Genomic DNA, 6,869 nt, shown 5'->3' with positions numbered 1-6,869 from the left:
TGGGTCTGACTGACAAGGTCAAGGGCTGGGCGGACGAACTCCCTGATGCCAAAAGTCGCCTCTCCTATATTGCACGACTGACCGGCGAGGCCGCAGAAAAAGTACTTAATCTGGTCGACCAGGCCAAGGCGCAACAGGATCACATTGCATCGGAAACCCGGCGTATTGGCGCGTTGATTGTCAAAGACCCGGTAGCGGCAGTGGCCAAAGGCCATGTGATGAATTTCTTGACCGGCGTTGAAGAGTCGACCAAACAAACTGACGCGCATTTGACCGAAATCATGATGGCGCAGGACTTTCACGATCTGACAGGTCAGGTCATCGCCAAAGTCGTCAATCTGGCCGCCAACATTGAAGAGCAACTGGTTCAATTGCTGATTCAGACCGCCCCGGCGGATGCTGTTGTCAAAGCATCACCGCCGACTCCGGCGGCTAACCACCATCCTGTATTGTCAGGCCCGGTGGTCAACCCCGAGGGCAACCCTGATGTGGTGACGGGCCAATCTGAAGTCGACGATCTATTGGCAAGCCTGGGGTTCTGAACCGTTCAGCATTTGCAGTTGAAACCGTCCGAAAGTGGCGGGTTAAACGCCGTCTTATCGGCCTTTAGTTAGCACGTCGCCTTACGACAATGGGGATAACTTAACAGTCTCCCCACCATGGAATCAAGCAGTCAAGATCGCAATTTACCGGCCTCCGAGAGGAAGCTTCAAAAAGCGCGTGATGATGGGCAAGTGACACGCTCACGGGACTTGTCGCATTTGGCCGTGTTGGGAGCCGGCGCCCTGAGCTTGATGACGTTGGCGCCGGTGATGTTTGACCGGCTCAAGGTCCACCTGGGTCAGCAACTCTCCTTCGACGCCACCTCTGTCGCGCATCCGGACGCCATGCTGACCCGACTGCAGGACATGGCGACGGTCGGCCTGCTGGGTTGTGTGATTTTTGCCGCCATCACGACCGCTGTGGTGATGTTGAGCACCGTGGCCGTCGGCGGTTGGGTAACCAGCTTGAAGCCAGTCATGCCCGACTTCAGCCGCCTGAATCCGTTGACGGGCTTCGGCCGGATGTTCACCAAGGACAAATTGACTGAAGTGCTGAAGATGACGTTTATCACCGCAGTGCTGATTGCACTGGGTACAACGTACTTGAGCTCCAGCATTCACACCGTCGCCAACCTGGTGTTGCAACCCTCAACCGCAGCCATCCATCACTTGACTGAGTGGCTGACGGCGGGTATGGGTCTGCTGCTGCTCGTGATATTGGTGGTTGCCATGGTGGATGTGCCGCTTCAGAGTTTCTTGCATAAGTCCAAGATGAAAATGTCTCATCAAGAAGTAAAGCAGGAACACAAGGAGTCAGACGGCAACCCCCAGATGAAAGGCAAGTTGCGCCAAAGACAACGCGAAATTTCACAGGGCAACAGTGTGGGCGCCGTGCCCAAGGCGGACTTCGTTCTCATGAACCCAACCCACTTTGCCGTGGCCATCAAATACGATGAAAAAACCATGCGCGCACCCCAGGTGATCTCCAAAGGAGCCGACCTGCTCGCCATGAAGATCAGGGACATCGCCAAAAACCATTCAATCCCGGTATTGCAGTCCCCCATGCTGGCGCGAGCCCTGTATGCGAATGCAGAGCTGGATCAGGACATCCCTGCTAGCCTGTATACCGCCGTGGCCCAAGTGCTGGCTTATATCTACCGGCTCAAAGCGGCCATGCGCGGCGACGGCCCCATGCCGGGCGAGCCACCGCAACCCTTTGTTCCGCCTGAACTTGATCCCTTGTCCAAGGTCATCGCCAGCGCGCCCGCACCATGAGCACACAACTCAAAGCCCTGCAACAATGGTTTGGCGGCAACGGGCGGTTGATTCAAGGCGCGGCCGCACCGATGCTGGTCGTGGCCATTTTGGCCATGATGGTGTTACCGCTGCCGACGTGGATGCTGGACACCTTCTTCACCATCAATATCTCAGTCGCCTTGATGGTGATGATGGTGGCGGCCTACATGATTCGGCCGCTCGACTTTGCCGCGTTTCCCGCCGTGCTGCTGCTCACCACGCTGATGCGGCTGTCGCTCAACGTGGCATCCACCCGCGTCGTACTGCTTGAAGGCCATACCGGTGCCGGCGCGGCCGGCGCGGTGATTGAAGCCTTTGGTCACTTTCTTATTGGCGGAAACTTCGCTGTCGGTCTGATTGTTTTCTCCATCCTGGTGGTCATCAATTTCGTGGTGGTGACCAAGGGCGCGGAACGTATTGCCGAGGTTTCCGCCCGCTTCGCTCTGGACGCCATGCCAGGCAAGCAAATGGCCGTGGACGCGGACTTGAATGCCGGCCTGATTGATGAAAAAGAGGCCAAACGTCGGCGTGCCGAGGTTTCGGAGGAGGCCGACTTTTTTGGCTCCATGGATGGTGCCTCCAAATTTGTGCGCGGTGACGCGGTGGCCGGAATTTTGATTCTGTTGATCAATATTTTTGGCGGCTTTATGGTGGGTGTTTTGCAACACGGTTTGACGGCCTCGCAGGCAGCCGACACCTATATTTTGCTGGCCGTGGGCGATGCGCTGGTGGCGCAGATTCCAGGCTTGTTGATCTCGGTGGCCGCGGCCATGGTGGTGTCGCGCGTGGGCAAGGATCACGACCTGGGTCGTCAGATCGTTGAACAGATGTTCATCTCGCCGCGTGTGCTGGGCATTACCGCTGCCATCATGGGCATTCTTGGCCTGATTCCCGGCATGCCGCACGTCGTATTTATTGGCATCTCTTTGGTACTCGGCTATGGCGCCTGGGTACTTGCGCACAAGCCCTTGCCGCCCGACCCTGACGCGGCTGCGGCTGCGGCTGCGACTGCGGTTACGTCTGACGGCGAAGCATCCTGGGATGACCTGCAGCCCGTTGACCAGTTGGGCCTTGAGTTGGGATATCGACTAATCTCGCTGGTAGACAAGAAGCGTCAAGGTGACCTGCTGACCCGTATCAAAGGCGTGCGCCGAAAATTCGCCCAGGAGGTCGGTTTTCTACCGCCAGCGGTTCACGTGCGAGACAACCTGGAGCTCAAACCCAGCGGCTATCGCATCACCCTGCGCGGGGTCATTGCAGGAGAAGGCGAGGCATTTCCCGGCATGTACCTCGCCATCAATCCAGGCGGCATTACGACGCCCTTGATCGGCACCGCCACCACGGACCCGGCTTTTGGTCTGCCCGCGCACTGGATCGACGAACGCCAGAAAGAAGCCGCGCAAATGGCCGGGTTTACCGTGGTTGATTCCGAGACTGTCATGGCCACCCATTTGTCACACTTGATGCAAGTCCAGGCGTCGAAATTACTGAGCCGGACCGAGACCCAGCAACTTGTTGAACATGTGAGCAAACTGGCTCCAAAACTGATTGAAGAAGTAGTTCCCAAAATGGTACCCATCGCTGTATTCCAGAAGGTCCTGCAACTGCTGCTGGATGAGTCTGTGCACATCCGCGATATCCGCACCATCATCGAATCCCTGGCCGAACACGCAGGCACGGTGACAGACCCTGCGGAGTTGGCGCGGCGTGTGCGGATTGCTTTGTCCCCGGCCATCGTGCAGCAAATCTACGGTCCGGCGCGGGAACTCAACGTCATCGCCATTGATCCGGCCCTCGAGCGCCTTCTGGTACAAGCGCTTGGCAACGCTACCGGGCCGGCGCTGGATCCCGGTGTGGCCGACATATTTACCCGTACCGCGGCCGAAGTTGCACTCAAGCAGGAAGAAATTGGCATTCCGGCCTGCCTGCTGGTGCCAGACCAAATTCGCAGCGCTATTGCCCGGCTGGTACGTCGCGTAGCGCCACGGCTTCAGGTACTCGCTCACAGCGAAATCCCTGAATCCCACACCATCCGTATAGGTCCGATACTCCGAGGCGCATCATCATGAACATCCAACGCTTTACTGCACCGACTTCCCGCGAGGCTCTTGCCAAGGCGCGACTCGCTTTTGGTGACGGCACCCTGATTTTGTCCAACCGCCCCACGGCAACCGGTGTTGAGGTGGTCGCAACGGCCGAAGACACGCTGACGGCACTGGACCACTCGGACTCATTTGCCAACCGAGCCAAAGCTCAGACGCCCCCAAGCCGACAGTCGCCTGCAAGCGCCGCCGAATCAAGAAACCAGGTGGAGGATGACGCCACACAGTTGGCCATGAGCACGCTGTCGTTTCAGGACTATGTACGCGAACGGATGCTGCGCCGCCGCCATGAAGCCTTGACGGGCCAAACAGAGGTGGCGGTGACCGAGGACGTGGCACCACCCCGCCCGACGACAGGGAGTGTGCGGGTAGCGCCCGTCCAACTTGCGACGCCACCTCAACTTAAAGCCATTCCGGTACAAAGGCCACTTGCGGCGATGGCCCCGGTGCCAGCGCCTGCGATGTCCCAGGGTATTGTGGACGAGCTACACGCCATGAAAGCCTTGATTGAAGACCGATTCAACACACTGACCTGGCTTGGGCAAGCCCGCCAGAACCCCATTCAGTCAAATTTGATGCTCAAACTGATTCGTGCTGGTTATTCACCCACACTGGCACGGACTATTCTTGAGCGCTTGCCCGAAGAAATTGGAGCAGCCGAGTCCGTGCGCTGGGTCATGGACGTTCTGGAGCGCAACCTTAAAACTGACGCGACGTCTCGTCCTTTGCACGAAGAGGGGGGAACCTATGCACTGGTGGGCGCGACCGGCGTTGGCAAGACCACCACGGCCGCCAAACTGGCTGGCCTGTGTGCGCGAAAACACGGCCCCAGCAGCGTCGGGCTGATCACCCTGGACACCTATCGCGTCGGCGCACACGAGCAATTGCGGGCCTACGGTCGCATGCTGGGCGTGGTAGCCCATCTCGCGCATGACCGCGCGGCCCTGCAAGATCTGTTGAGCCTGCTGGGCAACAAGAAAATGGTATTGATTGACACCACCGGACTGGCGCCGAACGACCCGCGCAAGCGGGGCATGCTGGACGTACTGGATTTACCCGGCGTCAACCGTTTGCTGGTGCTCAACGCTGGCGGTCACGGCGACACGCTGGACGATGTGGTTTCGTCATTCAAGTCCAATGGCGTTCAACAAGCGGTTCTCTCCAAAATCGACGAAGCCGCCAAACTGGGGCCCGCTCTGGATGCAGCCATTCGCCACCAGCTGGTCTTGCGGGGTGTCACCATGGGCCAGAAAGTGCCCGAGGACTGGGAATCGGCTGACGCCGCCAAACTGGTTCGCATGTCCATGCGCTCGCCGGCCAGATCTGCTTTCGATCCCACGGCTGCGGATTTGGGCTTCTTCTTTACCCAATCCACCCCATCGCATCCAGGAAGACTCGATGCTTGACATGTGCGTCAACCAGGGGGCCGGGCTGCGAAGCATTGCGTCGCAGTCCGCGCCTCGTGTCATTGCGATGGCCAGTCACGGGAACCAGCAAGGTGAACTGCCCTTGCTGTGGAGCCTGTGCGCCACGTTGGTCGATTTTGGCTACCCGGTCGCCGTGCTGGACGCAACCACGGTCGAATCAGCCGCCAACCCGGGGCTCGATCAACTTCTGGACGACGCTTATCTGCCGGGTGCCGAGAATAGTGAGCCCTCGTCGTGGTCCGTGATACCGGCGGCGACTGGACTGCAACGGCTGTGCGTTCAGACCCCGGAGCGGGGGCTTCCATTGGACCCACTGGGCGGCCTGTTTCAGAGCTTTGGTGTCATTTTCATCTACGCCCGCGTCGATGTCTTGACTCGTCTGCTGCCGGGCAGCGGCATTGAGCCTTTACTCACCGTGTGCCCTGTCAAAATGTCATCTGTGACGGCCTACCAAGCACTCAAGCAACTGTTGCTAAACGCCAGACTCCACCCTACCATTGCTTCCATAGAGACTGCGCCCTTCCCGGACACCTCGACGGCACGCAACTCACCAGTACGAAATCTGCAGGAATGTGCCATGACTTTTTTGGACTACCGACTTGATTCGCTAGCCGTGCGCCCTATGATCGCGCACGACTGCCGATCCGACGATATGCACAGACTTGCCTTGCGACTTCTTGAAAATGCCATGCCGCTTCACCGTCACCATTTTGTGGGGAGCAATTGATGTACAACGCCAATGGACAACTGGACCGCAACGCCATGATCAAGCAGTACCAGCCGCTGGTTCGTCGGCTGGCCTACCACATGATGGCCAAGTTGCCCGCGAATGTGCAGGTCGATGATCTGATCCAGGTGGGTCTGATCGGCTTGTCCGAGGCCTTGACCCGGTATGAGGCGGCGCAGGGCGTTCAGTTTGAAACCTTTGCCACTCAGCGCATTCGCGGCGCCATGCTGGACGAACTGCGCGGTAACGACTGGATGTCTCGCGGTTCCCGGAAGAGCCAGAAAGAAATCGAACAGGCGTTACGCCGGCTTGAGCACCAGCTGGGACGCACACCACTGGAAAGCGAAATTGCGACCGACCTGGGCCTGAGCCTCGCCGACTATCAGACCCTGCTTGGCAAAGTTCGGGGGACGCAGCTCGTGTACCTGGAAGACATGGCCCGTGGCAACGAAGACGAGGACAGCTTCCTGGACCGCCACGTGGGTGACGAAGACGCGGACCCGATGAATATGTTGCGCGACCAGCGCTTGCGGCAGGCTTTGGTAGCCGCCATCAAGAATCTGCCAGAACGCGAACAATACATCATGAGCATGTATTACGAGCAGGACATGAATCTCAAGGAGATAGCGGCAGTGCTCGATGTGACGGAGTCACGTATTTGCCAACTGCACAGCCAATCCATTGCCCGGCTGCGGGCCAAGATGCGGGCGCACTAAACGCCAAGGCCTTCAGTGGCAACTGAAGGCGTGCGTGCATCTAACTTAATTCGATGGAA

At 58.5% G+C, this 6,869-nt stretch carries 6 protein-coding genes; all 6 read left to right on the top strand.

The features are described 5' to 3' along the window. Positions 1-542: protein phosphatase CheZ (locus B3V69_RS08805; protein WP_296445697.1), on the top strand; the 542-nt coding region annotated here is incomplete at its 5' end. A 117-nt stretch (positions 543-659) separates the two neighbouring features. After that, on the top strand, positions 660-1,817 hold the full coding sequence (locus tag B3V69_RS08800) for an EscU/YscU/HrcU family type III secretion system export apparatus switch protein (protein ID WP_296445695.1): 1,158 nt from the start codon (positions 660-662) through the stop codon (positions 1,815-1,817). Then, entirely contained in the window at positions 1,814-3,907 is a 2,094-nt protein-coding gene (flhA, locus tag B3V69_RS08795) for a flagellar biosynthesis protein FlhA (protein ID WP_296445693.1), read from the top strand. Before B3V69_RS08800 ends, flhA begins: the two co-directional genes overlap by 4 nt. Then, positions 3,904-5,346 (top strand): flagellar biosynthesis protein FlhF, encoded by a 1,443-nt coding sequence (gene flhF, locus B3V69_RS08790; protein ID WP_296445691.1) that lies wholly within the window; start codon positions 3,904-3,906, stop codon positions 5,344-5,346. Before flhA ends, flhF begins: the two co-directional genes overlap by 4 nt. A 103-nt stretch (positions 5,347-5,449) precedes the next feature. Further along, complete coding sequence (locus B3V69_RS08785) at positions 5,450-6,094, top strand: hypothetical protein (RefSeq protein ID WP_296445689.1); 645 nt, start codon at positions 5,450-5,452, stop codon at positions 6,092-6,094. Continuing rightward, a complete protein-coding gene (locus tag B3V69_RS08780; RefSeq protein ID WP_296445687.1) occupies positions 6,094-6,810 on the top strand; it encodes an RNA polymerase sigma factor FliA in 717 nt (238 codons plus the stop codon). Before B3V69_RS08785 ends, B3V69_RS08780 begins: the two co-directional genes overlap by 1 nt. Positions 6,811-6,869: the final 59 nt, after the last annotated feature.

Source organism: Rhodoferax sp. UBA5149, from assembly GCF_002413825.1.
GTDB lineage: Bacteria > Pseudomonadota > Gammaproteobacteria > Burkholderiales > Burkholderiaceae_C > Rhodoferax.
The sequence above is the reverse complement of the archived record's forward strand: the minus strand, read 5'-3'. Positions and strand labels throughout refer to the sequence as shown.

Coding starts and splice junctions, on each gene's coding strand:
- flhF (WP_296445691.1), top strand. CDS start 3,904: ATGAACATCCAACGCTTTACTGCACCGACTTCCCGCGAGGCTCTTGCC.
- flhA (WP_296445693.1), top strand. CDS start 1,814: ATGAGCACACAACTCAAAGCCCTGCAACAATGGTTTGGCGGCAACGGG.
- B3V69_RS08800 (WP_296445695.1), top strand. CDS start 660: ATGGAATCAAGCAGTCAAGATCGCAATTTACCGGCCTCCGAGAGGAAG.
- B3V69_RS08780 (WP_296445687.1), top strand. CDS start 6,094: ATGTACAACGCCAATGGACAACTGGACCGCAACGCCATGATCAAGCAG.